Genomic DNA, 16239 nt, shown 5'->3' on the forward strand with positions numbered 1-16239 from the left:
TGGATAAAAATATATCGTTTGTTTTTCAAAATGAAGTAAACGACAGAGGGGGAGTGTAATGAGCAATTTAGTGCTTCGGAATGTGATAGAGGATGACCTTCCTATTTTTTTTAAACATCAGCAGGACAGTGAGGCAAACCAAATGGCCGCCTTTACAAGTAAGGACCCTAATGATTGGAATAGCTTTACTGAACACTGGAACAAAATACTTACGAATAAGAATATTATTAAGCAAACGATTCTCGTTGAGAACACCGTTGTTGGCCATCTTGTACACTTTGAGCAGTTTGGAGAACCAGAAGTAACCTATTGGATTGGAAAGGAATACTGGGGAAAGGGAATCGCAACCAAAGCTTTACGGGAATTTCTAAAAAAAATAACCATTCGTCCACTTTATGCTCGTGCAGCAAAAGACAATACTGGATCCATAAAGGTTTTAAAACGATGTGGTTTCATGATTTCGGGTGAAGATAGCGGATATGCAAACGCGCGTGGCAAGGATATTGAAGAGTTTATTCTCACCCTCAACTAAAAAACTAGAATTCAAAAATTAAGGGGTACCCAGACGAATATCTCTGGACACCCCTTACCACTTAAACCTGTAATGAATCTAATTTATACTCATTCGAATATGCCTTTTCCTTTATCTCAGGTGCTTTTCCGGCACAACCTACTAAGATCATTTTACTTTTTGCGAGTTCTTTCGCAACATCTTTGGCTTTTGCTAGATACTTTCTAGGATCCAATGAATCTGGTGCTTCTAGAAAGTGTTCTTTAATCGCTTCTGAGTAGGCATTTTTTAATTCTGTTGAGACATTCATTTTTGCCATCCCTAATGCTATACATTGCTTTACATCATCTTCAGGTATAGCAGATCCACCATGTAGAACAAGTGGTTCATCGACAAGGCTGGCGATTTCCGCTATACGGTCAAAGTCGATATCGGGATCACCACTGTAAATTCCGTGTGCTGTTCCAATGGCTGGTGCTAAGGTTGGTACACTGGTCCGTTCTATAAATTCTTTACATTCAGCTGGTACCGCCTTTTCAGCATCTTTATCGGAGACAACGATATTATCTTCTACACCACCAACTTTCCCTAGTTCTGCCTCAACATTCACATCGATATATTTGGCAATATCCATTACTTGATTGGTAAGTCGGATATTTTCTTCAAATGGATGCATCGAAGCATCAATCATGACAGAGGTGTAGCCTGCGCGAATACATTGGATGATAACATCTAAATCCGTGCAATGGTCCAAATGAAGTGCCATTGGAACATGAAATTTTTCTGCAGCAGCACGTGCTGTTTTTACAATACTATCTGGTCCTAGATTTTGCACAGTGCCAACAGTTGTTTGAATAATGACTGGTGCATCAAGCTCTGCTGCTGCTTCTGCGACCGAGTAAAGCATATCGAATGAGTGGATATTAAAAGCGACGATTCCATAACCAGATTTTCTCGCTTCTTTTAGCATTGGTGTGGATGATACGAGTGTCATTTGAATCTCTCCTTAAGTGAAATTTTATGCGAACGCCCCTGCGAGCTCTTCCATTACGGTTGTCGTGTTTTCGGCACTTGCGAGCACTTCACGTTTTTCTTTGTGAATCAACATTCTCGAAATAGAGGCAAGTGCTTGAAGATGAGTAGTACCTGCTTCCTTTTTGGGAACTAATAGCGAGATGAAAAAGGATGCAGGCTTTCCATCTAGTGCGTTCCATTCTACTCCAGAATTCGAAGATACGATGATGATAGCTGGGCGTTTAATCGCATCTACCTGTACATGAGGAATCGCAAATCCGTCTTGAAAGCCCGTTGTACCTTCTTGCTCACGCTTCAATAATCCATCAATAACTTCATCAGGGTCAGATGTGATTCCTTGATCTACAGCGATTGCTGCAATCTGTTGGAATACTTCCTTCTGTGTCGTAAGCGGTTGTTTTATTTTGATTTGATCTTTATTAAGCAATTTGCTGTCCATCGTTTTCACTTCCTTTCGATTGTTGATCTTTTGAATAACTACGTTTCTTATAGAAGCCGTAGAGGAATGCTCCAACTAGTGAGCCGATTAATATAGCGATTATCCATTGTATTGCACCCGTCACAACAGGTAATACGAGGAATCCACCATGTGGTGCTGGCACTTGGATTTTCATCATATAGGTCAAAATAGCTGATACAGAAGAGCCAATCATTAAGATGGGAATGACCACAATTGGATTCTTTGCTGCAAATGGAATCGCTCCTTCTGTAATGTGAGTGGATCCAAGGATAAAGTTGACTCCACCGGCATTGCGCTCTGCTTGGTTAAAGTATTTTTTGAAAAATAATGTGGCAAATGCTGTAATCAGCGGTGGCGTAATACACGCAGCAGAAACGCCTGCCATAAAGTAATAATTTCCTTCGCCTAGTAAAGCAGTGCCTGTTACATAAGCAGCTTTATTAACTGGTCCACCCATATCGAAGGCACTCATGGAGCCCACAATGATACCGAGTAGAATAGGGTTGGCATTCTGGAAATTACTTAAGAAAGAGATCATACCTTCATTAATTGCGGTCATTGGCTCTACTAACAATGTCATGATCACACCGACGAACAGGATACCAATTAAAGGATATAAAAAGATCGATTTTAATCCATTGAGTGATTTCGGCATTTTTTCAAGTAGTTTACCGAGTAATACGATAATGAAGCCACCGATGAAACCAGCTGCAATACCGCCTAAAAATCCGGCTCCCCCATTACTTGCTATTAGCCCACCGATAAAACCAACGACCATCCCTGGTCTTTTGGCAATCGATTCCGCGATAAAGGCAGCCAAGATCGGTACCATCATTTGAAAGCCAAGACTTCCAATATCATTTAACATGGCTGCGATCGGATGATAGCTTTCATGATCTGGATTAGCGGAATGGATTCCAAATAAAAAGGATATGGCAATTAGGACCCCGCCTCCAACCACAAATGGAAGCATATGAGAGACACCGTTCATGAGGTGCTTGTAAATAGAATGAGCAAAATTATTATTACCTTTTTCTGATGCTTCTTTCTCTTCCTCATCAGAAGTGTCACTTTTCTTCGCTTTATATACTGTTGCTTTTCCATCAATGATGGTTTGAATGAGCTCTTCTGCTTCATGTATTCCTTTTGCGACAGATACTTCTACGGTTGGCTTTCCATGGAAACGGTAGGCATACACATCTTTGTCCGCTGCAAGAATAACGCCATCCGCTTCAGCAATATCTTTTTTGGTAAGTTCATTTTCTACCCCAACTTGTCCATGTGTTTCTACCTTAATTTCTACTCCAAGCTTGCTTGCGGCTTTCTTCAATGCTTCTTCTGCCATAAAGGTATGTGCTATACCTGTGGGACAACCTGTTGCTGCAACAATTTTAATAGGTGCCATCAAAACTCTCCTCCTTTATTTTCTCTAATTGAATAGCTGGAATAAGTGCTTGAATATGTGAAAGGCTACAAAGTCCTTTACTAAAAGCTGTAGCTGCTCCTGCAGCAGAGGAATAGATTAACGCGTCTTCCAGTGAGTGATTTTGTTCTAATTTTCCAATGAAAGTACTTAGCATAGCATCCCCAGCACAAGCCGTATTTACTACTTGTCCGTTTGCGGAACTCACTTTTAACGTGTGGTGAGGAGAAGTATAGATCGCTCCTTTTTCCCCTCGTGAAACGAGTACTTGCTGAGCTCCCCTGTCTAAAAGTTCTTGACTTAGCTCGATGATTTTTTCTGAGTAAAGATCAGCTGTTGATAATTGAAAGAAAGATGCTAGCTCGTCCTCATTCGGTTTGATTAGAAATGGTTTGTATTTCAAGCATTCTAGTAAAGCATGGGAACTAATATCTAAAATCAACTTAATTTTTTTGTGGTGACATATTTTTGCGAGATGAATGTAAAACTCATCCTGGATTCCTCTCGGTAAGCTACCTGAGACGAATAGTGTGCTATTTGCTGGTATTTGTTCAATTTTTTCAGTCATCTCTGCCTTTTTTTCTTTGGATATTAGTGGTCCTTTATTCACAATTTTGTATTCTCGATCTGCATTAGCGAATACATTTATTCTCGTAATGCCCTCGACATCGACCATGGATGTGTGAATCGACAATTTCTTTAATTCTTGTTCAATAAATTTTCCAGAGAATCCACCGATAAAGCCCATGGCCGTATTGGTAATTCCTAGCTTGCTCAGCATAATCGATACATTAATCGCTTTCCCATTTGGCTGATAATCTTCTTCATATGTCCGATTCACAACTTCAGGGGTTAATTGGTCTAATCCTACATAGAGATCTATGGCTGGGTTTGGTGTTAGTGTATATATCATGTGCTCACCTACCTTGTTGTCTTGTTAATTTCATTATGGCACAGGATATGTTGTAAATGTTTTCAGGATATGTAAAGGTTTTCGCTTGTTGTAAAAGAAAAAAACTTGGCGTATTTGCCAAGCTTTATAGCATTCGTATTGCATATGCGTCTAATAATATTCTGGAAATAACACTCAAAGGTAGACGAGAACGGACTTCATAATCTGGAAAATAGGACTGGGTTCCTTTATAGCCAACAAACGTCATTTCTGACATCTGTCCGAGACTTGATTCCATTCTTGTCGTGAGGGTGATGGTGGTAATTTGTCTAATATTTAAGTTTTTACAAGCCTCTACTAGTTCCTCTGTTTCGCCATTTAGAGAAACAAAGATAGCTATTTCATTGGCTTGGATGCTTCTTGATTTAATTCGAATGATATTCGGGTCAGTATGTTCCTCACAATTTTTCCCCATCAGCTGTAGTTTGATCGTCATTTCCTTTGCAATCATTTCAGAGAACCCACGACCAAATACGAAAATTTTCTCCGCATCATGGATCTTTTGAACGGCATCTTCAATTTGTCCAATACTTTGTAATTGTATCGTCTTGCTTACTTCATGCTCATTTTTTTGGATGGCTTGTTTAATTTTTTGATCGATATTTTCCATTTCATTATTCTCATCAGAAAGTTTTACTTTTTCTTTCAGGCTATATTTAAAGGAAGTGTAGCCATCATACCCAATTTTTTTCATTAATCGAACAATCGTGGCAGTGGATACATTCGCATGTTCGCTAAGCTTGACGATCGACATAGAAGAGATCTCATCTAGATGATTGTGAATATATTCTAGTAAATATTTTTCTGTTTCGCTCAATGTTTTATAGGTATTGGCTGGAATATCGAATAGTATATTGCTCATCCGTTTGCCCCCTTTAGTTGTAAATGGGATGTTCTATCTCTTATTGAATCATGTTAGACGGGAGAATGGAAGCAAATAGGCAAAATTTATTTATCGTAGAGACTAAGCGTCTGTAAGACCTTCACTCAAGATTCTAGAGGTCCAAAGAAAGTGTCTTCAAGAAATACAGATGTTAAACATCCTGATAGGTTTCTCTAACAAATCAGGAGGGGATAAAGAAAACACCCCATTGATGGTAGCTTACTTTGTAAAAATAATGCACAAAATATTTTTGGGGATGCTATACAATAAAATCGTTCAAATTATCTTTATCGTCCATAATAAAAAGTATAGGAATAAATAATAGAAGTTGTTTATTTGCAATCTAAAATAGAAAGTAATTGTACCTAATTCTGGTATCTCAAAAAAATTATCTTGGAAGCGTTGACAAAGCAAAAAAGATATAGTAAATTGATAGACAGAAAGAATGCTATAACGATTTAGCAAGAAATCTAAAATATTTTTGGGAGATACGTAAGATGGCTACAATACGAGAAATAGCTGAAAAAGCTAAAGTTTCACCAGGTACCGTTTCCTTTGTTCTGAATGGAAAAGGTGATCAAATGAGGATATCGATAAAAACGCAGGAAAAAATACTTAAAATCGCAAAAGATTTAGGTTATCTCCCCAGTATATCAGCAAGGCGTTTAAGAAATAGTGAAGCAATTAATATCCCTTTTATCACGATTTTATGGACATTGGACACAAGAGCATCATTAATAAGTAGGTTCCTTCAAGGTCTTCAACATAAGACATTATTTAAAAGCAACCAGTTTGAAATATTAATACAGCCTTATGAAAATGGAAAACTGAGTGAGCTAGAAAGCTTACGAACAGGAAATAAATATAATGGTGCTATTATTGCAAATGCATCAGACAAGGATTTGCAATATTTAGATAATGCGAATCTTAAGGTTCCAATTGTTTTATACCAAAGGCATTCTGACAAGTATAGTACTGTAAATGTTGATAGTAAAAAAACAGGTTTAGATGTTGCCAGCTTTCTACACATAAAAGGCATAAAGAAAGTAGGAATGGTTATACCGAACCTATCGTCACAGGCTGTTGCACGAAGAAGCCAAGGATTTATAGAAGGCATAGAGACGTTAGGGATGGATAATACGATAATTAAAAATGGTGACTTCAGTGAAAAAGGCGGCTATGAAGCTATGGAAGCATTAATAAAAGCTTCATACCCACTACCTGAAGCACTTTTTTTCCTAAGTGATCCAATGGCGGTAGGTGCAATCAGTGCATGTCATGAGTATGGTGTACGTATACCAGACGACTTGAAGATCATTGGCCATGATAATGATGAGCAAACACCATTTACGACACCAGCACTAACGACCGTACATTTACCTGTAGAAGAAATGGCAAATGCTTGCGTAAAACAGTTAATGGGACAAATTAATCAAACAATTTCGACACCAAGCAATGAAAGATTTGAAACAAAAATAATCGAAAGAAAAAGTTGCTAATTGCGACAAACTAGCAAGTTGCTAGTTTTTTGTCTTAAAAGCTATAACGTTTTAGCTAAACTTTAAGGTATGAATGTAAACATATTCTTATTAAGGAGGTGATTTACCCTACTAGACGAGCAGGAATAAGTTATCAAGACAGAAAATTGACAAACAATAGAGGGAGAATTTGAATGAAAAAACTATATGGTGTAACAACTGCGATGGTAACCCCATTTAACAAAGATGGAAGCGTTAACCTTGAGAAATTGGCAAATTTAACAGAGTTTCTAATTGAAAAAGGAGTGCATTGTTTATATCCTCTTGGAACAACAGGAGAAATGCTGAAACTAACTGTCGAAGAACGAAAGGCAATCGCAGAAACAGTAGTCAAAACAGCGAAAAATAGAGTAACCGTATATATTCACGTTGGTGATATTCATTTCGAAAATATTTTGGAATTAGCACAACATGCACATAATATTGGTGCAGATGGGATAGGTGTTGTCACTCCAATTTATTTCAGTGTAAATAACCGAGAAACAGAGGAGTTCTATGTCAAAATTTCAAAAAGTTTACCAGAAGATTTTCCAATTTATTTGTATAGTATTCCACAATGTGCAGCTAATGAATTAAATATTGAAATAGTTAAGAAAATCGTGGCACAGTGTAAAAACATTATTGGAATTAAATATAGTTATCCTGATTTTACTCTGACAAGTAAGTATTTAGAAGTAAATAATGGTGACTTTGATGTTGTCTTTGGACCAGATCATCTGTTTTTACCTGCTTTAGCATTAGGTTGTGAAGGTACAGTATCAGGAATTTCAGGAGTGTATCCTGAACCGTTTGTGGCACTCTATGATGCTTTTAAGAATGGAGAACTCGAAAAGGCGAAAAAAATACAGCGAGTCGCAACTAAATATTGTGATGCATTGAAAAATGGTAGTAACATGTCTTACTTCAAAAAAGCGTTGCAATTACGAGGCATAGATGCTGGTGTGATGAAGGCTCCTCATCTTGATATCGAGGACAAAGATTTTACACAATTAAAGAAAGAATTAGAACAAATTGATAATGAGTTCCTAACATTAAACTAGTTAAAAAGAAAGAGGGGTAAAAATGAAAAAAATATTGCAAGGTTTGTTATTAATGGGCTTAGTGTTGATGATTGTTGGATGTGGCGCTAATAAATCTAGTGGAGATAGTGACAAAGAGCAATATACAGTTAGAATAGCTGGTGGAGCTGTAGGGCCAGAACATTCTTTAACTAAAACCTTTAACTTTATAAAAGAAGAACTTGAGGAAAAATCGGATGGAAGATTTAAGGTAGATTTGAATGTAGCTGGTGAACTTGGAGAAGATAGAGAAATTATTGAAGCAATGCAAATGGGGGAAGTGCATTTAGCATCACCTTCACCTGCAGCACTTGGAGGATTTAACGAGTCTGTAGCCATTTTGGACATGCCATTTTTATTCACTAATCGTGAAATAGCATATGAAGTGTTAGACGGGGAACCTGGTCAAATGATATTAGATGGTTTAGAGAGTTCAGGTTTTAAAGGGCTTGGTTATTTCGAAAACGGATTCAGAAATGTTACTAATAATGTTCAGCCAATTGAATCTGTTGAGGATTTTGAAGGATTATCGATTCGAACAATGCAAAACCAAACACATATAAGAGCATGGGAATTGCTTGGGGCTAATCCAACTCCTATGGCTTTTGGCGAATTATATTCCGCATTACAACAAGGTACAGTGGATGGACAAGAAAATCCATTTGGACTTATTCTTGCTAATAAATTTTTTGAAGTACAAGACTACTTGACCGTAACGAACCATGTATATGCACCTAATGTTATTATTACCAACAAAGAATTCTATGATAGTCTTCCAGATGACCTACGAACTATTTTCGATAATGCTATTCAAGCAGCTATTGAACATAACCGTGAATTAGCACAAGAGGAAGAAGTAACAGCTAGACAAGAATTAGAAGAGCAGGGTATGGAAGTGTATGAGTTTTCACAGGAGCAATTGGAAGAGATGCAAGAAATCACATTACCTGTTTATGAAGAATTCAAAGATCAGATCGGTGCCGAAGTAGTGGATACATTCTTAGGCGCTTCTCGTAATAAATAGTAAGTCAGGGAGGGAGGATTGTAACATCTTCCTATCCCTTAGTAAAAAATAGTGTGTATGAGGATAGAAAATAACAAATGATATCATGCAAGTCTAAGTAGGAGGTCTAAACATGACCATAATGAAGAAATTAAACCAACACATTGAAGAATGGATGCTAGTTCTGTTACTTGTAGTGTCCTTGTCTTCTATTACATTGCAAATTTGTATGCGTTTTATCTTTGATAATTCTTTGGCATGGTCTGAAGAATTAGCAAGATATTGCTTTATTTGGCTTATTTATATTGGCATTGCTTATGGTGTAAAAAGGTCAAGACATATATGCTTAGATGTTGTTTATGACATTGTACCAATTCCAGTTAAGAAAGTAATGCTTGTTGCTTCTTATATATTAGTTGGAATTTTTGCAATCGTAGTCATTTATTATAGTTATTTCATGATTGAACAAATTGTGAGTTTTGGACAAAAAAGTGCAGCGATGAGAATCAATATGGCTTATGTTTATCTATCTGTTCCAGTTGGGATGGCTTTGACTATCCTAAGAGTGATTCAAAACATGGTATATGTATTCAAGAATGGAGATGTTACAGAACTGCAAGAGGATTTGTTCTAAAAGGGGGGATAAGAAATGACTGCTTTACTTTTATTTGTTTCGTTTATTTTTTTTATGATTGTAAGAGTTCCAATCGGATTTTCACTTGGATTAGCTTGTCTAGTTACCATTTTTTACAGTGGTTCGGTATCGCCCCAATATTTAGTGCAAGGGTTAGTGACATCAGCCGATTCCTTTCCCTTAATGGCAATACCCTTTTATATACTAGCAGGTGAAGTAATGGGACAAGGTGGTATTTCAAAGAGACTATTTGATTTTGCGAAAATATTTGTTGGCAATATTACTGGAGGATTAGCTATTGCAACAGTTATTACATGTATCTTCTTTGCAGCGATTTCGGGATCAGGTCCTGCTACTGTTGCAGCTATTGGTGGAATGGTTATCCCACTGATGGTTAAACAAGGTTATGATAAGAAATTTGCAACAGCTATAATAGTAGCAGCTGGTACAATCGGTGTAATCATTCCTCCAAGTATTCCTATGGTGATTTATGGTGTCTCAGCTTCGGCTTCTATTGGAGATATGTTTATGGCAGGAATTATTCCTGGATTAATTGTTGGGTTATTGCTCATTTTGTATAGTTACTTCTATGCAAAATTCCATAACTATGAAAAGGATATTCAATCATTTTCTTTCCAGAGATTATGGAATGAATTCAAAGAGGCTGCTTGGTCATTAGCTATGCCTGTAATTATCCTTGGTGGTATTTACGGTGGGGTGTTTACTCCAACTGAAGCAGCTGTTGTTGCAACAGTTTACGGTTTGATTATTGGTGTGTTTGTGTATCGGGAGTTGGATCTAAAGAAATTATACAATGTCTTTAGAAATTCAGCATTAACAACAGCTGTTATTTTAATTATTACAGGTACGGCAACATTTTTTGGGAGAATTCTATCTATTGAAAATATACCTGAAATAGTAGCGTCTGCGATAACAAGCATTTCAGATAATCCAATTATATTATTAATTTTAATCAATCTTTTCCTCTTATTTGTTGGTACTTTCATGGATGTCATTGCTTCTATTATTATTCTTACTCCAATATTATTACCTGTTGCATTGGAGATCGGTGTCGATCCAATTCATTTTGGTATTATTCTTGTTGTAAATCTAGCAATTGCCTTGATCACACCACCAATAGGAGGGAGTTTATTTGTAGGGATTGGTATTTCGCGGTTATCTATATGGGATTTAAGTAAAGCGATTGTTCCGATGTTTTTCTTAATGGTATTAGCACTTATGATCGTAACCTTTTTACCGCAAATCAATCTATTATTACCTTAATCAAGGAGGATAAGAGAATGAAAGTACTAGTGACAGCAACAAATTACTCAATATTATGCGAAGAAGCAAAGCAATTACTTGAGAATAATGGATTCGAAGTAATGGAAAATCCCCATGATCGCCCGATGACATTCGATGAATTAAAGGAAATTGTAACAGATATAGAAGCTGTTGTAGCAGGAGTAGATACATGGAATGAAGCTGTGTTTGCCATTGCACCAAAACTAAAGATTATTTCAAGATTTGGTGTAGGAGTAGATAATATTGATCTCGATAAAGCAAAAGAGCATGGAATTAGAGTAACTAATGCACCAAGGTTAAATTCAAATGCTGTAGCAGAGCTTACGATTAATTTTATTTTAAATGCATTACGAAATACGCCAAATCTACATGAGTCTACGAGAAAAGGTAATTGGGAACGGTTCGTAGGAAATGAGCTCCAAAACAGAAGTGTTGGTTTATTAGGATTTGGTAATATCGCTCAAAGTGTAGCAAGAAAATTACAAGGCTTTGATGTGGATATCTATGCATATGACAAATATCCAAATGAACAAATTGCCAGAGAATTAAATGTTCAAATCGTTCCATATGAAGAGATACTTGAAAAATGTGATATAGTCAGCATGCATTTACCATTATTAGAAGAAACGCACCATTTTATGGATGATAATAAATTTACCAAAATGAAACAAGGTTCTTATTTTGTTAACACATCAAGAGGGTCTTTAGTAGATGAGAAAGCATTATATCGAGCGTTAAAATCGGGTAGCTTGACCGCAGCTGCTATTGATGTATATGAGGAAGAGCCTACGAATAAGGAGAATCCACTATTTGAGCTAGATAATGTAATAACCACACCACATACAGCTGCAGAGACATTTGAGGTGTATCATAATGTAAGTTTATTGACGGCAAAAGCGATTATTGATGTGAAGAATGGGGCACAACCGGAAAATTTATTGAATTAATTTTATCAAGACACGGAAGGTTGAGAACTATGAATAGAGAGCCTGTTATAACGGTCCTTGGAAGTATTAATATGGATATTTCCATTGAATTGGAACGTCGTCCTGATAAAGGGGAAACCATTAAGGGTAGTTCCTATCATCATTTTTCAGGTGGAAAAGGTGCCAATCAGGCAATTGCAATGGCGCGTCTAGGTGCAAAAGTAAATTTTATTGGAAAAATTGGTGATGATGAATATGGGAAAATATTAATAGAATATCTCAGGAATGAAAAGATAGATGTAAAGGGAATTAAAGTGGAACCATCCATGGCTACTGGTGTTGCATTTATTACACTAGCTGATGGAGACAATAGCATTATTTTTATACCAGGGGCTAATCATAGCGTGAATGGTGCTTATGTTGAACAACATAAGCACCTATTGAAAGAGAGTGATCTGGTAGTTTCACAATTGGAGATTCCGATGGCAGCTGTAGAGAAAACAGCCACAATATGTAAAGGGTATGACATTCCTTTTATCTTAAACCCTGCTCCAGCAGCAGATCTTTCTAGTAATCTATTAGAAAAGGTTACTTATTTAACACCAAACTCAATTGAAGAAAAATCGATTAAAGTACAACATGTAGCCGGATTGGAAAACAAGTTGATTGTAACAGCAGGTAAGGATGGGGTATATGTAGTTGAAAATGGTGAGAAAGTTCGCATTCCAGCATATCAAATACAACCAGTTGATACAACAGGTGCTGGTGATACTTTTAACGGTGCTTTTGCCTATTTTATTGCAAAACAGCATCCATTGGTTGAGGCTTGTCATTTTGCCAACGCTGCAGCTGCACTTTCCACATTGAAAAAAGGTGCCCAAAACGGTATGCCGATCAAAGAAGAGTTATTTCAATTTATTCATTAACAACAAATGAGCTTTTATGGAGTATATGCATAGAAACGATATACAAGCTTGAGAGGAGTATTTAGGTGAATAATATTTACGAATGGAAACCAAAAATCGGGATTAGGCCGATACTCGATGGGAGAAGAAGAGGGATTAGGGAATCGTTAGAAGCAAAAACAATGAAGATGGCTCATTCGCTAGTCGACTTTTTAAAAGAGCATATTCACTATCCAGACGGAGAGACTGTAGAGTGTGTGATAGCAGATACGACAATAGGTGGTGTGGCAGAGGCGAATAAGTGTGAGGAAAAGTTTAAGAAAAATAACGTAACTTTAACGATCAGTGTAACACCATCTTGGGCTTATGGGTCTGAAACGATTGATATGGATCCGACACGGCCAAAAGCGATTTGGGGATTTAATGGTACTGAAAGACCAGGCAGTGTTTATTTAGCTGCAGCTTTAGCAGCACATAATCAACTCGGAATACCAGCATTTGGTATATATGGGGAAGAAGTACAAGATGTTGATGATCATTCGATCCCTGTAGATGTACAAAAGAAGTTATTGCTTTTTGCAAGGGCTGGATTGGCAGTAGGTATGATGAAAGATAAGTCCTATCTTGCAATGGGAACAGTATCAATGGGAATATTAGGATCTCATGTCCAAACAGATTTTTTTCAAAAATATTTAGGGATGAGAAATGAATTTATTGATATGACTGAATTCATAAGAAGAATTGAACAAGGAATTTATGATAAGAATGAATTTGAAAAAGCGAGAAAATGGGTTGCAGAGAATTGCGCCCAAGGTGAAGATAAAAATAACCCTAAAAATCAAAGATCAGAAGAACAAAAACAGAGTGACTGGAATTTTGTTATTAAGATGACTTTGATTGCTAGAGATTTAATGAGGGGAAATCCTCTATTAAAGGAAATGGGATATGAGGAAGAAGCGGAAGGACATCATGCACTGATTGCTGGATTTCAGGGACAAAGACAATGGACGGATCATTTCCCAAATGGCGATTTCATGGAGGCTATCTTAAATTCTTCTTTCGATTGGAATGGATTAAGGCCACCGATAGTGTTTGCAACAGAGAATGATAATTTAAATGCTGTCTCGATGATGTTTGGTCATTTGTTAACCAACACTCCTCAGTTATTTGCAGATGTTAGAAGTTATTGGAGCCCAGAAGCTGTTCAGCGTGTTTGTGATGGATATCAATTGCAGGGTTTAGCAAAAAAAGGAATTATCCATCTGAAAAATTCCGGATCTGCTGCGATCGATTTTGCAGGTGAAATGTACAGTGGAAAAGATCCAGCTATTAAATCTTATTGGGAAATAACAGAGAAGGAAATATCTAATACACTTGCTGATATTACATGGTATCCTGCCAATACAGAATATTTCCGTGGAGGAGGGTTTTCTTCACAATTTTATACAGATGTTGAAATGCCTGTCACCATGTTTCGGGTAAACCTAGTGGATGGATTAGGACCTGTATTACAAATTGCAGAAGGATACACCGTCTGCTTGCCGAATGAAATTAGTAAAACATTAGATGATAGGACAGACCCTACATGGCCAACAACATGGTTTGTTCCAAACTTAACTGGAAAAGGTGTTTTTAAAGATGTGTACAATGTGATGAATCATTGGGGATCCAATCATGCATCAATTAGTTATGGACATATAGGGGCGGACTTAATTACACTCGCGTCTATGTTAAGAATACCCGTAAATATGCACAATGTTAGTAGTGATAACATATTCCGCCCATCTGCATGGAATGCCTTTGGCACAGCAAATTTAGAATTTGCAGACTATCAGGCATGTAGTAACTTTGGACCATTATATGGATAAAAAATAAGGGACATCTATAATATATATAACATTAACGTCTCAGCTAGGGATAGGTGGGGCGTTAATCATGTATATGTTTTGCTCGAAAATGGTTCTAAATTCTATAGATTTGAACATGAAAGGAGAAACTGTATCATCAGTCCAATAATCATATATTTGAAATTAAGATGCAACTCTATAATGTCGTTAAAACGATAATGTATGAATCGTTAGAAATAGGGGAGTTTCGAAAGGTGTTTTAGTTTATAAAAGGGATTTATGATATTTCTTTACTCCATTATAAAATAGTGATGAAACTTATAATGTCTTGGGATATTTCGGATTATTATGTATATATAAGTAAACTCCCTGTTTATGTTAATAGCTTCTATTAGTCCTGTTTCTATTTAGAAGATGCGTTATTTTTCCGTATGGAGGGGTCAGATGAATAAATGTGATGTATCTCTACTTTTGCACAGTATGGAATTAAAAAGAAAGGAAATGTACGATATTGCTAGTGTAGAAGGGATAGATTCTCCTAATGTTATCAAAGCTTCCAAAGAATTAGATCGTTTAATTAGTGATTTTCAATATAAGGGGTATCCTACTTTGGATTGCCAAAAGTATATTCAAAAGCTTCGATGATTCTCTAAGGTTGTATCATTAAGCATGCTTAAATCTTATACCCACATGTCTTTATGGCAAGTAGGTTTTTACTTAAATCTATACTAAGATAATTTTAAATTATTGAGTAATCTTATATCGGCTTCTCAATGTACATTGTACAATTTCCTTAAGAAAGGAGGGTTTAAAATGGAAAATCTACCTAATTTACCTATTGATTCATCTTTGTTGGAATTATTGCTTCAATTACTTGGTTCTATACTTCCTTTATAATTAGAATTTCCATCTATAATGTCTTGGTCACTAACCCATCCAAAATCAGGATGGGTTAGAAATGCTTCAATGATAAGTCAATCAGTAAGACCATTTTTCCTCGAATAGGATTAGTGGGGTTTACCCAATTATGTTCTGCAGTTGGACTTCTGTGTAAAGTCGAACAAGTTCGTTATAGGTTTGGTTGACGGATCAGCTTATCTGGAAACCAAACACCGTACTCAGCAACATTAATTTCTTGGCTAATTGTACAGCTTCTAAGAATAGACTTCATTTTTTGGATTATAAATCGATATGACTGAATTACTACATAGTCAAAGCCCTTTTTGCAAGCATCATATCATGATTCAGAAGTTTATTTAAGTCATAAGAAGGATATAAACCGTTATTGTACATATAATTATAAATTCGCTCATGACAATTAATCGCTAGATTTAGTTGCTTCTTAAACACCGCCCTCAATGCAGGGGTCGATGTTTCAGTGATTGCAATCCCATAGTTCCTAACTGATGTTTTTGCGAAGGCTAATAAATCTCCTGCTAAGAAGCTGTCTGTTACACGGTATTCACTTGATGGCCCTGGGTGAGGCGCAAAAGGATAAAATTGGAGTAACTCCTTTAAGTTCACTTCAAGTTCTTGAATGGTCTGTAAATAGATATTATACAGATTATGGTCCTGGATATTGTTTAATCCATTTTTTAGTTTCATTAAACCGATGGATTGAAATGCAACCAGCTCATGAAGCTCAAGTGTTTCATGCCAGGCAAGTGTTTGATGATGAGTATGATTCATTTTCTTTCTCCTTTTTAGTTTATTCAGTCTAGCGTATGAACAGGAGAAGAAATAGGTGCTTACCCTATAA

The 16239-nt window shown here is 36.6% G+C and carries 16 protein-coding genes; 10 read left to right on the forward strand and 6 right to left on the reverse strand.

What is annotated here, in order from left to right:
- Positions 1-58 precede the first annotated feature (58 nt).
- The gene (locus DLJ74_RS16710; protein WP_109985305.1) at positions 59-532 is read left to right on the forward strand and encodes a GNAT family N-acetyltransferase; all 474 of its coding nucleotides are present in this window, start codon (positions 59-61) and stop codon (positions 530-532) included.
- Positions 533-593: 61 nt separating this feature from the next.
- On the opposite strand, the gene DLJ74_RS16715 is transcribed toward DLJ74_RS16710, so the two are convergent.
- From DLJ74_RS16715 to DLJ74_RS16735, 5 genes are all read right to left on the reverse strand, one after another.
- Positions 594-1505, reverse strand: coding sequence for a class II fructose-bisphosphate aldolase (locus DLJ74_RS16715; RefSeq protein ID WP_109985306.1), 912 nt, complete (start codon positions 1503-1505; stop codon positions 594-596).
- Positions 1506-1529: 24 nt separating this feature from the next.
- The gene (locus DLJ74_RS16720) at positions 1530-1985 is read right to left on the reverse strand and encodes a PTS sugar transporter subunit IIA (protein ID WP_245902371.1); all 456 of its coding nucleotides are present in this window, start codon (positions 1983-1985) and stop codon (positions 1530-1532) included.
- Positions 1966-3411, reverse strand: a complete 1446-nt coding sequence (locus DLJ74_RS16725) for a PTS fructose transporter subunit IIC (protein ID WP_109985307.1) — start codon at positions 3409-3411, stop codon at positions 1966-1968. Before DLJ74_RS16725 ends, DLJ74_RS16720 begins: the two co-directional genes overlap by 20 nt.
- Positions 3398-4342 carry a 1-phosphofructokinase gene (gene pfkB / locus DLJ74_RS16730; RefSeq protein WP_109985308.1) on the reverse strand — a complete coding sequence of 315 codons (945 nt, stop codon included), beginning with the start codon at positions 4340-4342 and terminating at the stop codon, positions 3398-3400. The genes DLJ74_RS16725 and pfkB overlap by 14 nt, the downstream gene beginning before the upstream one ends.
- A 124-nt stretch (positions 4343-4466) precedes the next feature.
- Positions 4467-5243 (reverse strand): MurR/RpiR family transcriptional regulator, encoded by a 777-nt coding sequence (locus tag DLJ74_RS16735; protein WP_109985309.1) that lies wholly within the window; start codon positions 5241-5243, stop codon positions 4467-4469.
- 518 nt (positions 5244-5761) lie between these two features.
- Here DLJ74_RS16735 and DLJ74_RS16740 point away from each other — a divergent pair.
- From DLJ74_RS16740 to DLJ74_RS16780, 9 genes are all read left to right on the forward strand, one after another.
- Entirely contained in the window at positions 5762-6763 is a 1002-nt protein-coding gene (locus DLJ74_RS16740; protein WP_109985310.1) for a LacI family DNA-binding transcriptional regulator, read from the forward strand.
- Positions 6764-6936: 173 nt separating this feature from the next.
- Entirely contained in the window at positions 6937-7842 is a 906-nt protein-coding gene (locus DLJ74_RS16745; RefSeq protein ID WP_109985311.1) for a dihydrodipicolinate synthase family protein, read from the forward strand.
- A gap of 22 nt (positions 7843-7864) precedes the next feature.
- Positions 7865-8884 carry a TRAP transporter substrate-binding protein gene (locus tag DLJ74_RS16750; RefSeq protein WP_109985312.1) on the forward strand — a complete coding sequence of 340 codons (1020 nt, stop codon included), beginning with the start codon at positions 7865-7867 and terminating at the stop codon, positions 8882-8884.
- A gap of 112 nt (positions 8885-8996) precedes the next feature.
- Entirely contained in the window at positions 8997-9497 is a 501-nt protein-coding gene (locus DLJ74_RS16755; protein WP_054860283.1) for a TRAP transporter small permease, read from the forward strand.
- A gap of 15 nt (positions 9498-9512) precedes the next feature.
- The gene (locus DLJ74_RS16760) at positions 9513-10781 is read left to right on the forward strand and encodes a TRAP transporter large permease (protein WP_109985313.1); all 1269 of its coding nucleotides are present in this window, start codon (positions 9513-9515) and stop codon (positions 10779-10781) included.
- A 17-nt stretch (positions 10782-10798) separates the two neighbouring features.
- Positions 10799-11749, forward strand: coding sequence for a phosphoglycerate dehydrogenase (locus tag DLJ74_RS16765; RefSeq protein WP_109985314.1), 951 nt, complete (start codon positions 10799-10801; stop codon positions 11747-11749).
- Positions 11750-11778: 29 nt separating this feature from the next.
- The gene (rbsK, locus tag DLJ74_RS16770; protein WP_109985315.1) at positions 11779-12654 is read left to right on the forward strand and encodes a ribokinase; all 876 of its coding nucleotides are present in this window, start codon (positions 11779-11781) and stop codon (positions 12652-12654) included.
- A gap of 65 nt (positions 12655-12719) precedes the next feature.
- A complete protein-coding gene (locus DLJ74_RS16775; RefSeq protein ID WP_109985316.1) occupies positions 12720-14501 on the forward strand; it encodes an L-fucose isomerase in 1782 nt (593 codons plus the stop codon).
- 423 nt (positions 14502-14924) lie between these two features.
- A complete protein-coding gene (locus DLJ74_RS16780; RefSeq protein ID WP_054860285.1) occupies positions 14925-15125 on the forward strand; it encodes an aspartyl-phosphate phosphatase Spo0E family protein in 201 nt (66 codons plus the stop codon).
- 558 nt (positions 15126-15683) lie between these two features.
- Here DLJ74_RS16780 and DLJ74_RS16785 read toward each other — a convergent pair.
- Positions 15684-16169: a spore coat protein gene (locus DLJ74_RS16785; RefSeq protein WP_109985317.1), complete on the reverse strand. Its 486-nt coding sequence runs from the start codon at positions 16167-16169 to the stop codon at positions 15684-15686.
- Between the last annotated feature and the right edge of the window lie 70 nt (positions 16170-16239).

The organism is Gracilibacillus dipsosauri, from assembly GCF_003176895.1.
GTDB lineage: Bacteria > Bacillota > Bacilli > Bacillales > Amphibacillaceae > Gracilibacillus > Gracilibacillus dipsosauri.

Excerpts from the sequence above, each read along its gene's own strand:
- DLJ74_RS16750 (WP_109985312.1), top strand. The coding sequence starts at position 7,865 with ATGAAAAAAATATTGCAAGGTTTGTTATTAATGGGCTTAGTGTTGATG.
- DLJ74_RS16715 (WP_109985306.1), bottom strand. The coding sequence starts at position 1,505 with ATGACACTCGTATCATCCACACCAATGCTAAAAGAAGCGAGAAAATCT.
- DLJ74_RS16720 (WP_245902371.1), bottom strand. The coding sequence starts at position 1,985 with ATGGACAGCAAATTGCTTAATAAAGATCAAATCAAAATAAAACAACCG.
- rbsK (WP_109985315.1), top strand. The coding sequence starts at position 11,779 with ATGAATAGAGAGCCTGTTATAACGGTCCTTGGAAGTATTAATATGGAT.
- DLJ74_RS16735 (WP_109985309.1), bottom strand. The coding sequence starts at position 5,243 with ATGAGCAATATACTATTCGATATTCCAGCCAATACCTATAAAACATTG.
- DLJ74_RS16780 (WP_054860285.1), top strand. The coding sequence starts at position 14,925 with ATGAATAAATGTGATGTATCTCTACTTTTGCACAGTATGGAATTAAAA.
- DLJ74_RS16745 (WP_109985311.1), top strand. The coding sequence starts at position 6,937 with ATGAAAAAACTATATGGTGTAACAACTGCGATGGTAACCCCATTTAAC.
- DLJ74_RS16785 (WP_109985317.1), bottom strand. The coding sequence starts at position 16,169 with ATGAATCATACTCATCATCAAACACTTGCCTGGCATGAAACACTTGAG.
- DLJ74_RS16765 (WP_109985314.1), top strand. The coding sequence starts at position 10,799 with ATGAAAGTACTAGTGACAGCAACAAATTACTCAATATTATGCGAAGAA.
- DLJ74_RS16760 (WP_109985313.1), top strand. The coding sequence starts at position 9,513 with ATGACTGCTTTACTTTTATTTGTTTCGTTTATTTTTTTTATGATTGTA.
- pfkB (WP_109985308.1), bottom strand. The coding sequence starts at position 4,342 with ATGATATATACACTAACACCAAACCCAGCCATAGATCTCTATGTAGGA.
- DLJ74_RS16710 (WP_109985305.1), top strand. The coding sequence starts at position 59 with ATGAGCAATTTAGTGCTTCGGAATGTGATAGAGGATGACCTTCCTATT.
- DLJ74_RS16725 (WP_109985307.1), bottom strand. The coding sequence starts at position 3,411 with ATGGCACCTATTAAAATTGTTGCAGCAACAGGTTGTCCCACAGGTATA.
- DLJ74_RS16755 (WP_054860283.1), top strand. The coding sequence starts at position 8,997 with ATGACCATAATGAAGAAATTAAACCAACACATTGAAGAATGGATGCTA.
- DLJ74_RS16740 (WP_109985310.1), top strand. The coding sequence starts at position 5,762 with ATGGCTACAATACGAGAAATAGCTGAAAAAGCTAAAGTTTCACCAGGT.